This is a genomic window from Archangium sp. (genome assembly GCF_036388035.1).
Taxonomy (GTDB): domain Bacteria; phylum Myxococcota; class Myxococcia; order Myxococcales; family Myxococcaceae; genus Archangium.
Genome location: NZ_DASVSO010000811.1, coordinates 1 through 16,791, shown reverse-complemented (window position 1 = coordinate 16,791; position 16,791 = coordinate 1). Strand labels below are relative to the sequence as shown.

The following is a 16,791-nucleotide window of genomic DNA, read 5'->3' as shown; positions in this document are numbered from 1 at the left end:
GGTGGCGGTGCGGCGGTGGCGGGTGCTCGCCTTCACCTGTCTCGGGGGCCTGGGCGTCGCGCTGGGCCTCGGGGCCCTGGACTGGGCGACGTGGGGCAAGCCCTTCCACTCCTTCTTCGCCTACGTGGACTTCAACGTCCTCTCCGGGCAGGCCGCGAGGCAGTTCGGCGCCTCACCCCCCCGCTTCTACCTGCTGCCCTTCCTCGAGGGCGTGCCCCTCTGGGCCTGGGGCGCGGTACCGCTGGGCCTGCTCGCCCTGCGCCGGCGCGTCGCCGTGTCGCTGCCGCTCTTCTGCGCGGTGGTGTACCTCGCCGCCCTCACCGCCACCGCCCACAAGGAGGAGCGCTTCCTCTACCCGGGACTGGTACTGGGAGTGCTGGCCGCGGCGCCACTCGTGGCCGCCTTCGTGCTGGAAAGAGGGGACGCCCGCCTGCGGTGGGGGCTGGGGGCGCTGACCCTGGCCGCCACGCTGCTGTCCGGGCGCTACTACCCGCCGGAGGACGTGAAGGGGGACCAGTTCCGCGCCATCGTCTCGGCCACCCGGGACGACGGCGCCCGCGGGCTGCTCATCGTCAACGAGGGCCTGTGGGGCTCGGGGGGCTTCTTCTACATCGGCAAGAACATCCCCTGGGGCACCTGCGACAACCCCGGAGATGCCTTCTTCCAGGGGGCCATGCGGGACGCCCGCTTCAACCGCGCCGTCACCTTCGAGGGCCGGGCCCTCGCCGAGCTCCAGGCGTCCGGCTTCCGGATTGTCGAGCAGGTGGGCCGCGAGACGGTGCTGGCGCGCGACTGAGGCAAAAAAAAGAAGGAGCCGAGCACCCCTTTTCAGGGAGGCTCGGCTCCTTCACAAGAACGGCCGGGACACACGCGGAGGTGCGCTACCGTTGCTTCCTTCCGGACCTGGCGGGGTTCACGTCCCCACGTTGTCCCGACCACAAGCTCTTCAAATCAAGTAACAACTACGGAGAGGGTGGGATTCGAACCCACGATACCCTTTCAGATATACACGCGTTCCAGGCGTGCGCCTTCAACCGCTCGGCCACCTCTCCATGAGACACTCTGCGGAGAGCGTAGGATTCGAACCTACGATACCGTTCCCGGTATGCCTGATTTCGAGTCAGGTGCCTTCGACCACTCGGCCAGCTCTCCAGTATTCACTTTTCGCGTTTCTTCTCGCGCAGCCGCTCGAAGAAGTCCTTCAGCATCTGGCGGCTCTCGTCCGCCAACACCCCACTCATGACGAGGAGCCGGTGGTTGTGCCGGGGCTCCTCCGCGAGGTTGTAGAGCGAGCCGACAGCTCCAGCTTTCGGATCCATCGTTCCGAAGACCAGACGGGTGACTCGAGACTGGACCAGCGCTCCAGCGCACATCGCGCACGGCTCCAGCGTCACATACAGGGTGACACCCGTGAGTCGCCATGCGCCCAGTGCTTTGGCCGCTGCGTCCAGCGCGAAGATCTCCGCGTGGGCCAGGGGATTCCGGTCGATCTCCCGTCGATTGAAGCCGCTCCCGATGACCTTGCCATCGTGTACGGCCACAGCTCCGACAGGAACTTCCCCGAGTCCAGCAGCCTCCCGCGCGAGCGCCAGGGCCTGCTGCATGAAGACTTCGTCCAGACTCATGGGGATTGGAGGAGGGGGAAAGGATGGCGCTCCCTGGAGGATTCGAACCTCCGGCCTTCGGATTCGTAGTCCGACGCTCTATCCAGCTGAGCTAAGGGAGCTGACCGTTACCTTTGCGCCGCTTCTACCACAACCGCTGCCTCTGTACCACAACCACTTTCGCGCTACCACAACCAAGATGAGTGGCGGAGAGAGAGGGATTCGAACCCTCGATACCCTTTCGAGTATGCAGGTTTAGCAAACCTGTGCCTTCAGCCTCTCGGCCATCTCTCCACTGCCATTCCTGTCAAAGATCCACGTACGACCAGCACAAAAAACGGAGGAGGTAGGATTCGAACCTACGGGAGGCTTTCGCCACCTGCGGTTTTCAAGACCGCTGCCTTCAGCCGCTCGGCCACTCCTCCACTGCTTGGAGCCGCGCGGGCCACCGAACTGCGTGGGCCGCCCTTCTACATCATCCGGAGCCCATTGCAACAACGTTGTGGGGCTCCGGATCCTGACAGCGGGAAGAGGCCTACAGGGGCCTCAACTCCTTGAGGCCGCCCATGTACGGCACCAACGCCTCCGGGATGACGACGCTTCCGTCCTCGCGCTGGTAGTTCTCGAGGATGGCGATGGTCGTCCGCCCCACGGCCAGGCCGCTGCCGTTGAGCGTGTGGAGGAGCTGGGGCTTGTCCCCCTTCTGGGCCCGGAAGCGGATTTTGGCCCGTCGGGCCTGGAAGTCGCCGCAGTCCGAGCAGGAGGAGATCTCGCGGTAGGAGCCCTGACCAGGCAGCCAGACCTCGATGTCGTACGTCTTCCGGGAGGCGAAGCCCATGTCCCCGGTGCACAGCAGCATCACCCGGTGGTGCAGCCCCAGGCGCCGGAGGATGTCGCAGGCGTCGTCCGTCATCTTCTCCAGCTCGTCCAGGCTGCTGTCCGGGTGGGAGAACTTCACCATCTCCACCTTGTGGAACTGGTGCTGGCGGATGAGGCCGCGCGTGTCCTTGCCGGCCGAGCCCGCCTCGGCGCGGAAGCAGGGGCTGAAGGCGCAGTACTTCACCGGGAGCTGCTCGCCGTCGAGGATCTCATCCGAGTGGTAGTTGGTGACGGGCACCTCGGAGGTGGGGATGAGGAAGCGCTCGGGCTCTCCCACCGTCTTGAAGGCGTCCTCCTCGAACTTGGGCAGCTGGCCGGTGCCCATCATCGTCTCGCGCAGCACGAGGTAGGGCGGCAGCATCTCGACGTACCCCTTCTGGGTGTGCACGTCGATCATGAAGCTCACCAGGGCCCGCTCCAGCCGGGCGAGCGCTCCCTTGTAGAAGGCGAACCGGGAGCCGGACACCTTCGCGGCGCGCTCGAAGTCCAGCATCCCCAGCTTCTCGCCCAGCTCGAAGTGCTGCTTGGGCGTGAAGGGGAGGTTGGGCTTGTCGCCCCAGACGCGCACCTGGACGTTGTCGTCGGCGCTGGTGCCGGTGGGCACGGACTCGTGGGGGACGTTGGGGATGAGCAGCAGGATGCGGCTGAGCTCCTCCTCCACTTCCTTGAGGCGCGCCTCCTTCTCCTTGATGGACTGGGAGACGGAGCGCATCTCGCCGCGCAGCGACTCGAGCGCCGCGGGGTCCTCCTTGGCCTTGCGCTTCATCTCCTCGTTGGCGGTGTTGCGGCGCGCGGAGAGTGACTCCATCGCCACATACAGGTCGCGCCGTTCCGACACGAGGTTCTTGAAGGGGCCGAGGTCCAGGCTGCCGCCCCGGGACTGAAGCCGGGCGACCACCGCATCGAAGTTCTGCGCGACGTTCTTGAGATCCAACATGGCGGGGCGGGTTCTAGTCACCCCGCGCGGGCCCGGCAAGGCATGTCGCACCCGGGCGCCCGGAAACGGACGCCCGGGTGGGGGCGAGTGGCTACTCCAGGAAGCTGATCTCGTCCTCGATTTCCTTGCGGTCCGCCGCCTCGGGCTTGCGCGAGAGGTACTCCTGGAAGGCCTTGACCGCGTCCTTCTTCTTGCCCTTCTCCTTATAGGCGTAGCCCAGGTGGTACCAGGCATCGGCCTCTTCCGGCTTGGCCACGGTGGCCTTCACGTACCAGTCGATGGACTTGGCGTGCTGGTTCATCTCGCTGTAGCAGCGCGCCATCTTGTAGAAGACGACGGTGAGGCCCGGGTCCGCCTTGAGCGACTGCTCGTAGAAGCGGATGGCGTCGCGCCAGCGCATGGCGGAGAAGTGCGCGTCGCCGATGGCGGCGAGCGCCCGGGTGCGCTTGGGGTCCACCTTGAGCGTGGCCTGGAAGGCCTTGATGGCGTCGTCGAGCGCGTTGGACTCCAGGTAGGCCTGACCCAGGGACTCGTGCGCATCGGCCAGCTGCGGATCCAGCGCCACGGCCTGCTTCCACTGATCGATGGCGTCCCCCGGCTGCTTGGCCTCGCGGAAGAGGATTCCGTAGGCGTAGCGGTAGTCGGCCCGCTTGGGCGCGCGATCCACGGCGCCCTTCATGCTCTCGAGCGCCTGGGTGTACTCGCCGCGCTTGGCCCGCAGCATGGCCATCTGGAAGTTGGCCTCGAAGTTGGACGGCTCGCTCTTGAGCGCCAGCAGCAGGTTGGCCTCGGCGTCCTTGATGTTGCCCTTGGCGAGCTGCACCGTGCCCAGGTGGATGGACGGCGTCACCGAGCGCGGATCCTCCTCCTTGGCCTTCTCCAGCTCGGCGATGGCCTCATCCAGCTTGCCCAGGCGATACAGGACGGTGCCGCGCTGCAGCCGGCCACCCTTGAGGTTGGGATCCAGCTCCAGGGCCGTGGCGGCCTCCTGCTGGGCCTTCTCCAGGTCCCCGGCCAGCAGCGCCAGGCGGGACAGGCCCAGGTGGGCGTCGGCGAGGGTGGGATCGAACTCGACGGCGCGAGCGAACTCCTCCTGGGCCGTGGGGATGTTGTCCTCGGCGAGCGCCAGCTCCCCGAGACCCACGCGCACGGCGGCGTTCTGGGGCGCCTTGGAGGCGGCCAGCTCGAACTGCTCACGCGCCTCCTTGTTGCGGCGCAGGCGCACGTAGAAGCGGCCGAGGTAGACGTTGGCCTCGACGAGCTCGGCGTCGGCCTTGATGGCGCGCAGGTAGTGCTCCTCGGCGGTGAGGTTGCTGTCCCGCGCCTCGTCGATGCGGCCGAAGAGGTACTCGATGCGGCCGTTGCCCGGGAAGCGCTTGTTGGCCTCCTCCACCGCCTTCTGCGCGTCCTCCATCTTGCCGGTGACCACCAGGGTGCTGATGAGGCCGTCGGTGTACTCGAGGTTCTGCGGGTCGGCCTTGGCCACCGTCTCGTAGAAGGGCAGGGCGTCGGCGAAGCGGCGCTGGGCGCGCAGCACGCGCGCCAGGTTGGCCTTGATGAGGATGGAGCTGGGATCCTTCTCCATCGCGGCCCTCAGCTCCTGCTCGGCCTCCTTGGGCTTGAAGAGCTGGAAGAGGGCGATGCCCTTGAGGGTGCGGGCGCGGGCCAGCTCCGCGGGGCCCATCTCCGCCTGCGCCTTCTCGTCCAGCGCGCGCTCGGCGGCCTCGAGGCCCTTCTGCGCGTCCTTGCGCAGCAGCACTTCCACCGCCGCCAGCTCCAGCGCGGAGATGATGTGGGTGGCGTCCGCCTTGAGCGCGGCCTCGTAGGACCTGGCCGCCTCGTCCGCCTTGCCTGTCGCCTGGTAGAGGTTGCCCAGGGCGTGGTGGGCCTTCACCGAGTCGGGCTGCTTCTCCAGCACCCGCTTCAGCGTCTCGATGGCCGGGTCGTTCTGCTTCTTGGCCGAGTACGCCTCGGCGAGCAGGAAGGCCAGCTCGGCATCACCCTGGTTGGCCTCGCGGCTCCAGGCATCCTGCGCGAGCGGGAGGGCCGAGTCCGGATCCCGCGCGGTGAGGGCCTTGCCGGCGAGGAACTTGACGTACTCGACGTTCTTCTCGCCCAGCAGCTCGAGGCTCTCACCCGTCTCTTCGGAGCGGCACTGGTTGAGCTCGTTGGGATCCGCGGCCGAGTAGCGACGCTGGAGATAGAAGACGGCCTGGCACCAGAGGGCGCGGACCTCCGGGTACTCGCTGGAGGCCAGCACCTTCTCGCTCAACGACCGGGCCTGCTTGTAGCTCTGGAAGGAGTCCTGCAGCAGCGCCTTCTGCGCGGCCTGCACGTCCGCGGCCTCCGACGAGCCGTCCGAGACCTTGGAGGGGAAGAACTTCTTGAGCCCGAAGACGCCGTAGCGCGTGGCGCCGAAGCCGAGGCCCACACCGAGCACCAGGACGGCCGCCGCGGCGCCGATGACCAGCGGCAGGCGCTTCTTGAGCTTCGCCAGGAGGAGCTCGGCCTTCGAGGTGGTGTCCACCACGGCCACCGCCGCCATGCGGCCACCGTAGAGCTGGTTCAACCGCTCCATGTTGGCCGCGGCGTTGGCGGCGTTGGCGGCGGACTGGCCCGCCTTGGAGGTGGGCTCGCTGCCGGGCACGGCGGGAGCGGCGGGAGCGGCGGGCGTGCCCGGCCCCTCCATCAGCTTCTGGATGGCCGTGGCGAAGACGGGCACCGTGCCGATGGGGGCCCAGGAGTCCGCGTCGGTGGAGACGTCCTCGTTGCCCAGGAGCTGGCCGTCCTCGAGCATCTTGACGACGACGCCCTCGTCGAAGGGCCCGAAGACCTTGCCCGAGCGGCGGCGCACGTGGAAGCGGCGCACGTTGCTCTTGGGCTTGTTGCCGCCGTTGTCCTTGGCGGCGTCGTCGATGAAGCTGAGCATCTCCAGGCCGTCGGCCGTGCCCGCGGCGGGCGGAGGCGGCAGGGGCGCGGAGAGATCGGCCTCGAGGTCATCACCCGCCGGCCGGGTCGGCGAGGTCGGATCGAACTCGAGCGCGTCGGGGATGGAGGCCGTGGCCGCCGCGGAGGGCGGGGGCTCGCCGAAGTCCACGTCCCCGAACTCGGTGGCGACGTTGGGAGGTGCCGTGGGCACGGAGGGCGGAGGCTCGGAGAAGTCGAGGCTCGTCACGTCTCCCGCGGGAGGCGGCAGGGCGAACGGGTCCTCGCTCTGGGGAGCGGCGGCGAACGGGTCCCCGGCCGGAGGCGGCAGGGCGAACGGGTCCTCGGAGGCCGGAGCCGCGGCGTACGGATCCTCGTAGGCCGGAGGCGGCGGCAGGCCGAACGGATCCTCGGAGGCGGGAGCCGCGGCGTACGGGTCCTCATAGGCCGGAGGCGGCGGCAGACCGAACGGATCCTCGGAGGCGGGAGCCGCGGCGTACGGGTCCTCATGGGCCGGAGGCGGCGGCAGGGCGAACGTGTCCACCTCGGCCGTGGTCGCATGGGGAATGGAGAAGTCGGCCGGAGGCGGCAGGGCGATGGCGCTCGCGGAGGGCTCGGCCGCGTACGCGTAGGGCTCCTCGGCGGAGGGCGGAGGCGGCAGGGCGATGGCGTCCGCCGGCGGCGCGGCGTCGTACGGGTTGCCGTAGGCCGGAGGCGGCAGGGCGATGGCGTCCACCTGCGTGGCGTTCTCGTACGGGTTGGCGCCGTAGTCGAAGTTGTCCGCGGCGCCCGTGTAGCCATCGGAGGTGCCGGGCAGCGGCACGGCCTCGCCCGCCATCGGGTAGGCGCTGTCCGCGTACGGGTTGCTCACGCCCGGCAGCGGGATGGCCTCGCCCGTGACAGGCGTGGACGCGCTCACGTTGTACGCGAGGTCCGGTGAGGACTCGGGCGCGCCGTAGCCGTAGTCGCTAGAGGGCGCGCTGGGGCCGGGCAGCGGGATGGCGCCGGACGGGGCCGCGGTCTCGCGGTAGGCCGCGCTCGGCACGGGCAGGGCGACGACGCGCGTGGCCTCGCTCTCCGGGGGCCGCTGGAAGTCATCGTAGCCCGCGTACGGATCCCCGGGCGCGGCGGGGCCGGGCAGCGGAATGGCGGCGGACGAGGGCAGGGGCTCGGGCGCGCGAGCCGGCGCGCTCACCGCATCGCCAGGCTTGATGGGAAAGGTGTTCTGGCAACGGGCGCACTTGAGCTTCGCGCCGCCCGGCGGGATCCGCTTGTCATCGATGTTGTAATTCGTCTGGCAAGACGGGCAGGAGACTTTCATGGGTTTCCTTCAGCGGGGGCCATCGGACGCGAACGGCCGCATAGACCCGCGGCGCGAGCAGGTTATCAGAGCCATTTTCCGGGCGGCAAAGAACGCGACACCCCGCATCGGTCCCATCCTCGGCGGCAGGGCAGGCGAGCGGGGGACCGGTCGCGGGCGGACGGAGTCACGCGCCTGTTGCCCCATGTGGCGGCGAAGGTGGTAGACCCGGGCTTCCCATGGAACCCATCGTCATTCTCGGTGCGGGCCTCGCGGGGCTGTCCGCGGCGCACTTCCTCCAGCGGCCCTGGCGCCTCATCGAGAAGTCCGACCGTGTAGGCGGGCTCATCAAGACCGAGGTTCTCGAGGGGTGCTACTTCGACCCCACCGGGCACTGGCTCCACCTGAGAGACCCGGAGATCAAGGAACTGGTGAACACGCGCTGGCTGCCGGACCAGCTCGTGACCATCCAGCGCCGGGCGGGCATCTTCTCCCGGGGCATCTTCACGCGCTTCCCCTACCAGGTGAACACGCACGGCCTGCCGCCCGAGGTGGTGGCGGAGAACCTCATCGGCTTCGTGGAGGCCCTCTACGGGGAGAAGGGCCGGGAGCTGCGCGAGCGCGAGCCCCGCAACTTCACCGAGTTCATCCTGCGCTACATGGGGGAGGGGTTCGCGAAGAACTTCATGCTCCCCTACAACACGAAGCTGTGGACGGTGGACCCCTCCGAGCTGTCCGCCGCCTGGGTGGGGCGCTTCGTCCCCCGGCCTACCTTGAAGGAGGTGGTGGACGGGGCCCTGGGCGTGGGGAGCGACGCGCTGGGCTACAACGCCTCCTTCCTCTATCCGCGCGAGGGCGGCATCGAGAGCCTCGCCCGCGCCATGCTCGCCCACCTGAAGGGCGGGGAGCTGAACGTCAACACCGAGCCCACCGCCATCGACTGGAAGGCCAGGCGGGTCACGCTGTCGGACGGGCGCACGCTCGGCTACTCGCAGCTCATCTCGTCCATCTCGCTGCCCGGGCTGGTGCGGCTGGTGGCCAGGGGCGGCTCCGGCGTGCCCGACGAGGTGCTGGCCGCCGCCGGTCGCCTGCGCGCCACCACCGTGACGTACGTGTGCGTGGCCGCTCGCGGGAAGAATCGGCAGCCCTGGCATTGGATCTACCTGCCCGAGCCCGAGTTCAAGTCGTACCGCATCGGCTCGCCCTCGGCGGTGTACGCGCCGCTGGCGCCTCCGGACACCGCCACCTTCTCCGTGGAGTACAGCCACCACGGCGAGCTGTCCCTGGCCCAGGCCGAGCAGCACGCGGTGGAGGATCTGGTGCGCTCGCGGATGGTGCACTCGGCGGATGACCTCCTCTTCACCCGGGCGCGGGAGATTCCCCACGCCTACGTCCTCTATGACGACGCCTACGGGCCGGCGAAGACGGAGATCCTCCGCTTCCTGGAGCACGCCGGCATCCTCACCGCAGGGCGCTACGGGCAGTGGGAGTACTCGTCCATGGAGGACGCCATCCTCGCCGGGCGGGCCTGCGCGCGCCGGTTGAACGGCTGACGGAGGGGCGGGGCCCGCGAGAGTTGATCGTCGACGGCGCCCGCGGGGGCGTGCTACGTGACGCGCTCGCCCATGGCTTCGTCCCCGTACCTCTCCATCGTCATCCCCGTCTACAACGAGGCGGTCATCGTCGCCTCCGCCGCGGCGGAGCTCTCCCAGGGGCTCGACGCGCGGGGGTGGGACTACGAGATCATCTTCGCGGAGAACGGCTCGCGCGACGCCACGCCCCAAATCCTCGAGGAGATGTGCGCGAAGAACCCGCGCCTGCGCTGGTTCCACTCGGAGCGGCCCAACTACGGCACGGCGCTCAAGGCCGGCATCGAGAAGGCCCGCGGCACCTACGTCTTCTGCGATGAGATCGACCTGTGCGACCTGACCTTCTATGACTCGGCGCTGCCGGTGCTGGAGAAGGGCGGGGCGGACATGGTGGTGGGCTCGAAGGCCGCCAAGGGCGCGAGCGACCAGCGGCCCCTCATCCGGCGCGTGGCCACGCGGGTGCACACCCGGCTGCTGCGGGTGGCGCTGGGCTTCCAGGGCACGGACACACACGGGCTGAAGGCCTTCCGACGCGAGGCGCTGCGGCCGGTGGTGGAGAAGTGCGTGGTGGACATGGACGTGTTCGCCAGCGAGTTCGTCATCCGCGCCTGGCGCGAGGGGCTGCGGGTGGTGGAAATCCCCATCCAGCTCCACGAGAAGCGCCAGCCCTCCATCCACCTCTTCCGGCGCGTGCCCAACGTGCTGAGGAACGTGGGCAAGCTGGTCTACGTCATCCGCATCCGCGGCACCTGAGAGGAGGCGAGGGTGGCGCGGCGGCTCGCATCCATCTCCGTCGACCTGGACTCGCTGCCGCACTACTGCCGCATCCACGGGCTGCCCGAGTCGCTGCTGGACGCGCGGGCGCGGGGGCTCGTCTACACGCTGGCGGTGCCCCGGCTGCGCGAGCTGCTGGCCTCGGTGGGCGTGCCGGGGACGTTCTTCGCCATTGGCGAGGACGTGGCGGCGGACGCGGGGGCGCGGGCGGCGCTGCGAGCCGCGCACGAGGCGGGCGTGGAGGTGGCGAGCCACAGCTACTCGCACGACTACGCGCTGACGCGGCGCTCGCCCGAGCGCATCCGCGAGGACCTGCGGCGCGCGGACGAGGTGCTGGAGGCGGCCACGGGCGCGAGGCCGGTGGGCTTCCGCGCGCCCGGCTACACGCTCAACGCGGCGCTGTACGCGGCGACGGTGGAGCGCGGCTACCGCTACGGCTCGTCCACGTTTCCCGCGGCCCCGTACTACACGGCGAAGGCGGCGGTGATGGGGGCGCTGGCGCTGCTGCGCCGTCCCTCGCGGGCGGTGCTGGATTCCCCGCGCGTGCTGCTCGCGCCGCGCACGCCGTACCGGCCGGACCCGGCGCAACCGTATCGGCGAGGCACGGGCGCCGTGCTGGAGCTGCCGATGGCGGTGACGCCGGGAGTGCGCTTCCCCTTCATCGGTACCTTCGCCACCACGCTGCCGCTGCCGGCAGTCCGGGCGGCGTACCGCTCGCTCGGGCGGGACACGTTCTTCAACTTCGAGCTGCACGCGGTGGACGTGCTGGGCGCGGAAGACGGCCTCCCCCCGGAGCTGGTGCGCCAGCAGAGGGACCTGCGGGTGCCCGCCGCGCGGAAGCTGGAGCGGCTGAGGACCCTCTTCGGCTGGCTGAAGTCCGATTACGACGTGGTGACGCTGCGGGACGCGGCCGAGCATCTCGCCGTCACGGCGCAGATGGAGTGAGCGGAGGCCTGGCCCCGCTCATTCCGGAATGCGGGGTCGGGCGGCTCTCACTTGTAGACGTCTACAAGTGATGTGGGATGGGGTGCTACATCGCTTGTAGACGTCTACAAGTGAAGCGCGCCGCCGGTCTCATTGACGAATGGACGAGGAGCGCCCGCCAATCTCCTGGAAGCGTTCGTAGGTGCGCAGGAGCTGCGCGGGGGTGTCAAACAAGTCGTAGGGGGGCGTCTGGCAGGAAACGCTCGCCTGTGACTTCTGTCTGAGGCGCTGAGGCATTAGGCGTGGGTTCGACTCAAGGTGGCGGACAACCAACCCTGAGCCGCAGCAGCCGCACCCCTGAAGCGCTCTAGCGCGCCCCAAGTTCGCGCCTCACCGTCCCACCCAGCCCGGGGGGAAGCGGGGGCGTGCAAGCTCGCGCCCAGGGCCTGCACCGTGCCCGAGTATGGGCTGCCCGCTGCATTGGTGCTCACCATGGCCCGAGCTGCGGTTGCCGCACCCTGGGCCCCTGCCGCTCCCCTCGCGTGCGTTCGTGGCTGTCGGGGCGCGCTGTCATACTCCGAACAGCCCCGCCAGGACCCGGTAGGAGGTTCTAGCCCGAATGGAGGGCCCTGCCATGCGTCTCCGAGCGTGCACCGCACTTCTGCTCTTTCTCTCAGCCTGTACGACGACACTGCCCACCCCAAGAGCCCCAGCGGCCCGGGACCCGAGGCTCGCCAACCTCCAGCGAGCGGCAACGCTGCCCTGGACAGACGGGGGGCGTTGCGCCGTCCGCGAAGCTTCCGAGCCCTGGCCCGTGCTGGCGGAGCGGTGCTTTCATGCCCTCGCCCATGACCGGGTCGAGTTTCACGACCCCACAGGACGATGCGCGGTGGCCTCCGCTGGTGCTGCCGTGGGACTCGGTGTCTGTGTCCTGGCGGCCCCGGAGATCATCGTGGGAACGGTGATCGTCGTGGGCGTGGTGGTGGTGGGCTTCGCCATCAAAGAGGCCCTGGATGCGTATGCGCTGGATATGGGCCGCCCCGAGGTGTGGCCCGTGCCTGAAACAGCTCCCGCCCTGCGGAAACCCTCGCCAAAAAAAAGGCCCAAGCCGGAGCCCAAAGGACCGGATTTCCCTCCCGTGGAGCCACCCGAGACCTCGGAGCGAGAGCGCCGCAGGTGCGAGCCCGTCCCGGCGAAGCGCCACCTTGGTGGAAATAAACTGCACGACAAGTGCGCCGACAAAATTCCGAACAACAGTTTCCCCGGCAGGGATGTGTTCGTGAATGGGAAGAACTTCGACGCGCTGCAATTGGCCGCGCGCGCACTTTGGGAAGTCAAGACCGACAACTTCGACACGTACCCGCCCGAACTTCGGAGAATTGTGCTTGAGGACCAGGTGCCGGAGTTGCAGTACGAGCGCGCCCTGGCTCTGGCTTGTGGATTTAACTTCCGGGTCGGCGTGCGCCGCGCCGCGCACAAAGCCGCACTGGAGAGCCTGGATAGAAACCTCGACATCGTCGTGATGGACTGGTGCTGAAATGCCTGCAACGCAAGAAAGTGACATTGGTATTGTCGTCTACGCGCCTGCGTTCGTGAGCGCCGATAGCCGCCCTTTGGCTGTTGTTCATGGAATGGAACGCGCATTCCCTGGCTTGCGCCTGGAGTGGACGATTTCTCGCGAGGGGACGCTGGTCCGGCTACCGCAGCGCGAGGCATGGCTCGCCCAAGGGAGGCCGACCGGCAGGGGGTTTCGGCTCATTTGCAATGGCGACGAGAGCTACCGGGTAACGGTTTCTGGATGGGAAAGCCCGGCGGGGACCTCCCCGGGGGGGCAGGCACAGTTTGAAGTCCATGCAGCCCTGCCGCTCGGCGCAACCGGCATCGCGGCGGCAGTGGAAGTGCTGGAGGCCATAGCGGAGGGTGCTCGCGCATTCTGGGGGCACGCGACGCCATTCAACGCGGGCGTGGAGATTTCGCAGCAGACACGCCATCCAGTGCGCAAGCCGGGAGTTCCGCCACGAGGGCTGCCACCGCTCAAGCTTTCGGAGGACATCCCCTCGCCAGAGATTCCACACTGTCTCGGATGGCTGAGCTATTGGTCGGCTGCTGCCGCACGGGCCATCGGCTTCCCCGACCCGGCCCGCGACGCGGAGCTGCTTTCGCGCTCACGGCGTACCGCGACGGGCGGGTGGGTTGTCCGGCTCACCGATGCGCCGCTCGACCTGGACAACCCCGCGCACCTGGACGCGCTCAAACGGGCCTACGAGCGCTTCCCGGAGATCGGCGGACGCTCGACCCCTTGAGGCTCGGCACGGCTCGCCGTGGCCGTGCTCAGGGCGCCGCCTTCTGGCTCACCGGGAAGGTGACGTTCCCAAGAGTGACGGTGCGCGGGCCGCCTGCCTCCCACAGCTTGAGGGTACAGGGGCAGCCGAGCCGCGCCGATGCCCTCTCGGTGCCTACCACGACGGCACCGGCCCCATTCGCGGGAATGGGCGCCTCCTGCCACCGGGCAAGCGCCACCTCACGGTACTGGCCCACCATGTCCCCGGGCTCGGGCAGTCTGTCGAACGGCGCTCTCACGGTTGGGGCAACCTCCGGAGTCAGGAGGCTAACATGACTCGAGAGCTCCTCCCGTGCCTCCGTCGCGTTGACGGCCCCGCGTGGCGTGGTGCTCGTCCGCACGGCCCTTCGCGAAAACACGCCGGAGTGGCGCTCGCTTGTAGACGTCTACAAGTGGCCGTCCCGTTTCTCGGACGGGGCCTCCCGGACATGGACCCTTTTGACTCGTCCTCAGCTCGTAAGTCTTCGAAATGAGACGTTTCAGCCGTTGGCCCGGCAAGTGCCATGTCTGTGTTCGCCGCAATCAACAGCGGTTTCCCAAGAAAGGCAATGAGGGGGAGACAATGAAGACGATGATGGCGATTGGCGTGGACATGACGCTGGATCAAATCCTGAGCACGATGGACGGGCTCGCCCGGCAGGGCAGCACCGCCGCGCACCAGCTCGGCACGCTCTACAACCACGTGGTGCAGCGGAAGCTGGCGGAGCTGGCCGGCTACAAGAACGCCCAGGACTACTTCAGCAAGAAGCTCAAGGCGCTCTCGCAGGCCACCCTGAGCACGTACGGCGCCGTGGCCCGGAGCTTCACGGAGGAGGTCTGCACGCAGCACGGCGTGTACCACCTGCGCGCGCTCATGCGCTACGTGGAGGCGATCGGCGTCGAGCTGGGCTCGGACCCGGGCTCCCTGGGCATCGACGTGCCGCGGGAGGACGGCACGGTGGTGACGAAGCCCTTCAGCGAGTGCAGCGTGGACGAGGTGGAGCGGGCCACGCGGGCCAAGAAGGCCACGCCCCCGGCGCGGGTTCCCGTGCCGGACCAGGCGCGGCTGCTGTTCTTCGAGGACAGCCTCTTCCGCAACTTCAACGGGGTGGCGCCGGTCCGCTTCACCGCGCACAACCAGGACGGCCAGACGTACCTCAACCTGCAGAACGTGCCCATGTCGCAGGTGGCTCGGCTCATGAAGGCGCTCCAGGAGGGCCTGGAAGCGCAGCCCTCGCTGGCGGCGCGGTAGCGCCCCACCTCCACGTGAAGTGAGGCAACCGGGCGGGGAGGGATGCTGACCCGTGACATGGCCGGTGTCTCCTCTCCGCCCTTCTCATTGCCGCCATGCGGGCGGCTCTTTCCCAAGAGGGGCAGGAATGATGTCAACAGCGACGCGGGCCAGTGTCATCGGCAAGGACGAGGCCGAAGAGCAACTCAGTGACATGGTCGGGGACTTCGACGAGATGCTGCGGAGAAGCGCCGAAGCCCAGAGGCAAATGGGCCTCATGTACAACCATGCCGTGAACAACAAGCTGGCGCAGCAGGCCGGGTACAAGAACGCCTGGGACTACCTCGGCAGGCACGTGAAGGGGCTCACGAAATTGACCCTGGAACGGTATGGCGTGGAGAACCTGCTCTGGAGTGCGGAGGTGACCCTGAAGTACGGATACGACCGCCTGTACGCCCTCGATCATTACATATGGCGGCGAGGGGTGACCGCGCCCAGCGGAGACCCGGGCAGGATGTTGATCCGCGTGCCGCAGTGGGATGGCACGGATGCGATGAAGACCTTCGCGGATTGCAACCTGGAGGAGCTGCGACGGGCCGCGCGGAACAGGAGGTCCAAGCCGAAGCCGCGAGTTCCCGTCACGGATGAAGTCCGCTGGCTGTACTTGGATCACAGCATCCACGAGAGTTACCAGGAGCTGGCCTCGGTTCGCACCGACATGCGCTATGAGGACGGCAAGGTGCTCGTCACCCTGAAGGACGTGCCACTGAGGGCGATGGAGCAGCTCATCAAGGCGATCCGTATGGGCCTGGACGCCCAACCCTTCGTGCTGCGGGATGAGACGAACGGCTCCGCTTGAGCTGAAGCAGTCAGACACACTCAGGAAGGGAGGGGCGCCGACCAGGCATGGCCGGTGTCCCTCCCTTTTTCATGGGTGCACCCGAGGCGGGCGCTTTGAGGCGGCTGCCGCGAACTCGACCCGGCGGACCTCGCCCGGCGAGGAATGTCGTCCCTGGCTGTGCCGCGTTTCGCTTGTAGACGTCTACAAGTGATGTAGGTGTTTGTGCTTCATCGCTTGTAGACGTCTACAAGCGAAGCCCATTCCCGGGCACTTTTCGATAACGCGTCGCCAGGGCGAAGGTTCAGAGAATTCGAGTGGGCGCCTGCCGCTCTTGGACACTTTCCGCGGGTCTGCTGCAGCAGCGCCGCGCGTACGGGACCGGTGGCTCCGGCTACTCGCACCGGTACGACTCCGGGAGGAGGGAGGGAGACCACGGGAACCATCACCACCCTGTCCGGTACGTCGCTCTCCGGGCGAACAGTTCGCTTGTTCTCCACTGAGACACATCTCGCCTTCCAGGGAATCGACAGGGGCGGGAGGGAGGCACACTTTGGAGGGACTCCAGGAGCCTGTCCCGCATGAGCCGGCGCACCTGAGCGCACATGCCTCGCCTGTACCTCCACGCCAAGCTGCTGGTCGCCTTCGTCATCGTCCTCCTGCCGGTGCTGGGCATGCTCGTCGTGGACTTCCTCTCGGACCTGAGAAGGACGCGGGAGAGCCTCCTCGACGTCCAGTTCATGACGGCCCAGGCCGTCGCCATGCAGGCCGCCGAGACGTTCGATGCCGCCATCGGTTTCGCGTGGGCCGTGTCCAAGGATCCGCTGTTGCAGACCCTGGAGCCCCGCCAGTTGGATCCGCACCTGAAGGCGCTGGTCGAGCGCAGCCCCACCTATGACTCCATCGCCGTCTTCGACATCACCGGCGTCAACCGTGGCTGGAGCAACCCCACCACCCCGGACGAGCCCCGGGTCCGGATTGGTGACCGCCCGTACTTCCAGAAGGTGCTCGCCACCAACGCCCCCGTCATCTCCGAGGTCATCGAGCTGCGGCGTCCCATCCGCATGGGGCTGCTCGTCAGCACCCCCCTTCACGCCCCCGACGGGCGGATCATCGGCGTCTTCAACGTGGTCATGCGGACCGACCTGCTGGAGCAGCGGTACGTGGGCTCGCGGCTCCAGCCCGGACAGGCCCTCTTCCTGGCCGACGCGAATGGCAGGCTCGCCTTCCACACCGGCAACCCCGAGCTCTCCCTCGAGCAGAGCAACGCCTTCGCCCGCTTCGAGCCCCTGCGCTCGGCGCTGGTGGGGACGCCTTCGCGGATCGCCCGGTTCACCCATCCCCTCCAGGGGGATGAGCATCTGGGCGCCTTCGTCTCCGTCCCCCACTACCCGTGGGCCGTGGGCGTCACCGTCCCTCGCCACATCGCCATGGCTCCGCTCTACGAGCGGGTGCGCCTGAAGCTCGCGG

At 68.3% G+C, this 16,791-nt stretch carries 12 protein-coding genes, 5 tRNA genes, 1 other RNA gene and 1 pseudogene; 9 read left to right on the top strand and 10 right to left on the bottom strand.

Annotated features, from left to right (window positions below):
• Window positions 1-796: pseudogene (locus tag VF697_RS33465) on the top strand (mannosyltransferase); the annotation flags it as partial.
• Window positions 797-849: 53 nt separating this feature from the next.
• Here the strand turns inward: VF697_RS33465 and ffs are convergent.
• The 9 genes from ffs to VF697_RS33420 all read right to left on the bottom strand — a co-directional run bounded on the left by ffs (window position 850) and on the right by VF697_RS33420 (window position 7,666).
• Window positions 850-942, bottom strand: an RNA gene (gene ffs / locus VF697_RS33460) — signal recognition particle sRNA small type.
• A gap of 23 nt (window positions 943-965) precedes the next feature.
• Window positions 966-1,052, bottom strand: a tRNA-Ser gene (locus VF697_RS33455).
• 13 nt (window positions 1,053-1,065) lie between these two features.
• Window positions 1,066-1,152, bottom strand: a tRNA-Ser gene (locus VF697_RS33450).
• Window positions 1,153-1,157: 5 nt separating this feature from the next.
• Window positions 1,158-1,625, bottom strand: coding sequence for a tRNA adenosine(34) deaminase TadA (gene tadA, locus VF697_RS33445; protein WP_331101387.1), 468 nt, complete (start codon window positions 1,623-1,625; stop codon window positions 1,158-1,160).
• Window positions 1,626-1,649: 24 nt separating this feature from the next.
• Window positions 1,650-1,726: transfer RNA gene (locus VF697_RS33440), tRNA-Arg, on the bottom strand.
• Window positions 1,727-1,808: 82 nt separating this feature from the next.
• Window positions 1,809-1,898, bottom strand: a tRNA-Ser gene (locus VF697_RS33435).
• A gap of 44 nt (window positions 1,899-1,942) precedes the next feature.
• Window positions 1,943-2,029: transfer RNA gene (locus VF697_RS33430), tRNA-Ser, on the bottom strand.
• Between the two features lie 110 nt (window positions 2,030-2,139).
• Complete coding sequence (serS, locus tag VF697_RS33425) at window positions 2,140-3,420, bottom strand: serine--tRNA ligase (protein ID WP_331101385.1); 1,281 nt, start codon at window positions 3,418-3,420, stop codon at window positions 2,140-2,142.
• Between the two features lie 91 nt (window positions 3,421-3,511).
• The gene (locus VF697_RS33420; RefSeq protein ID WP_331101383.1) at window positions 3,512-7,666 is read right to left on the bottom strand and encodes a tetratricopeptide repeat protein; all 4,155 of its coding nucleotides are present in this window, start codon (window positions 7,664-7,666) and stop codon (window positions 3,512-3,514) included.
• 218 nt (window positions 7,667-7,884) lie between these two features.
• On the opposite strand from VF697_RS33420, the gene VF697_RS33415 reads away from it, so the two are divergent.
• From VF697_RS33415 to VF697_RS33395, 5 genes are all read left to right on the top strand, one after another.
• Window positions 7,885-9,198, top strand: a complete 1,314-nt coding sequence (locus tag VF697_RS33415) for a protoporphyrinogen/coproporphyrinogen oxidase (protein WP_331101381.1) — start codon at window positions 7,885-7,887, stop codon at window positions 9,196-9,198.
• A 72-nt stretch (window positions 9,199-9,270) separates the two neighbouring features.
• Window positions 9,271-9,987 carry a glycosyltransferase family 2 protein gene (locus VF697_RS33410; protein WP_331101379.1) on the top strand — a complete coding sequence of 239 codons (717 nt, stop codon included), beginning with the start codon at window positions 9,271-9,273 and terminating at the stop codon, window positions 9,985-9,987.
• Between the two features lie 12 nt (window positions 9,988-9,999).
• Window positions 10,000-10,953 (top strand): polysaccharide deacetylase family protein, encoded by a 954-nt coding sequence (locus VF697_RS33405; protein ID WP_331101377.1) that lies wholly within the window; start codon window positions 10,000-10,002, stop codon window positions 10,951-10,953.
• A 931-nt stretch (window positions 10,954-11,884) separates the two neighbouring features.
• Window positions 11,885-12,469, top strand: a complete 585-nt coding sequence (locus tag VF697_RS33400) for a DUF6310 domain-containing protein (protein ID WP_331101376.1) — start codon at window positions 11,885-11,887, stop codon at window positions 12,467-12,469.
• A 1-nt stretch (window position 12,470) separates the two neighbouring features.
• Window positions 12,471-13,235 carry a DUF5953 family protein gene (locus VF697_RS33395; RefSeq protein WP_331101375.1) on the top strand — a complete coding sequence of 255 codons (765 nt, stop codon included), beginning with the start codon at window positions 12,471-12,473 and terminating at the stop codon, window positions 13,233-13,235.
• Between the two features lie 28 nt (window positions 13,236-13,263).
• On the opposite strand, the gene VF697_RS33390 is transcribed toward VF697_RS33395, so the two are convergent.
• Complete coding sequence (locus VF697_RS33390) at window positions 13,264-13,512, bottom strand: hypothetical protein (RefSeq protein WP_331101373.1); 249 nt, start codon at window positions 13,510-13,512, stop codon at window positions 13,264-13,266.
• Window positions 13,513-13,835: 323 nt separating this feature from the next.
• On the opposite strand from VF697_RS33390, the gene VF697_RS33385 reads away from it, so the two are divergent.
• The 3 genes from VF697_RS33385 to VF697_RS33375 all read left to right on the top strand — a co-directional run.
• Window positions 13,836-14,504 carry a hypothetical protein gene (locus VF697_RS33385; protein ID WP_331101372.1) on the top strand — a complete coding sequence of 223 codons (669 nt, stop codon included), beginning with the start codon at window positions 13,836-13,838 and terminating at the stop codon, window positions 14,502-14,504.
• Window positions 14,505-14,631: 127 nt separating this feature from the next.
• Window positions 14,632-15,342, top strand: a complete 711-nt coding sequence (locus VF697_RS33380; RefSeq protein ID WP_331101371.1) for a hypothetical protein — start codon at window positions 14,632-14,634, stop codon at window positions 15,340-15,342.
• Window positions 15,343-15,926: 584 nt separating this feature from the next.
• A partial coding sequence (locus VF697_RS33375; protein WP_331101369.1) for a cache domain-containing protein occupies window positions 15,927-16,791 on the top strand: 865 nt, incomplete at its 3' end.

Coding starts and splice junctions, on each gene's coding strand:
- VF697_RS33395 (WP_331101375.1), top strand. CDS start 12,471: ATGCCTGCAACGCAAGAAAGTGACATTGGTATTGTCGTCTACGCGCCT.
- VF697_RS33420 (WP_331101383.1), bottom strand. CDS start 7,666: ATGAAAGTCTCCTGCCCGTCTTGCCAGACGAATTACAACATCGATGAC.
- VF697_RS33410 (WP_331101379.1), top strand. CDS start 9,271: ATGGCTTCGTCCCCGTACCTCTCCATCGTCATCCCCGTCTACAACGAG.
- VF697_RS33380 (WP_331101371.1), top strand. CDS start 14,632: ATGATGTCAACAGCGACGCGGGCCAGTGTCATCGGCAAGGACGAGGCC.
- serS (WP_331101385.1), bottom strand. CDS start 3,420: ATGTTGGATCTCAAGAACGTCGCGCAGAACTTCGATGCGGTGGTCGCC.
- VF697_RS33415 (WP_331101381.1), top strand. CDS start 7,885: ATGGAACCCATCGTCATTCTCGGTGCGGGCCTCGCGGGGCTGTCCGCG.
- tadA (WP_331101387.1), bottom strand. CDS start 1,625: ATGAGTCTGGACGAAGTCTTCATGCAGCAGGCCCTGGCGCTCGCGCGG.
- VF697_RS33385 (WP_331101372.1), top strand. CDS start 13,836: ATGAAGACGATGATGGCGATTGGCGTGGACATGACGCTGGATCAAATC.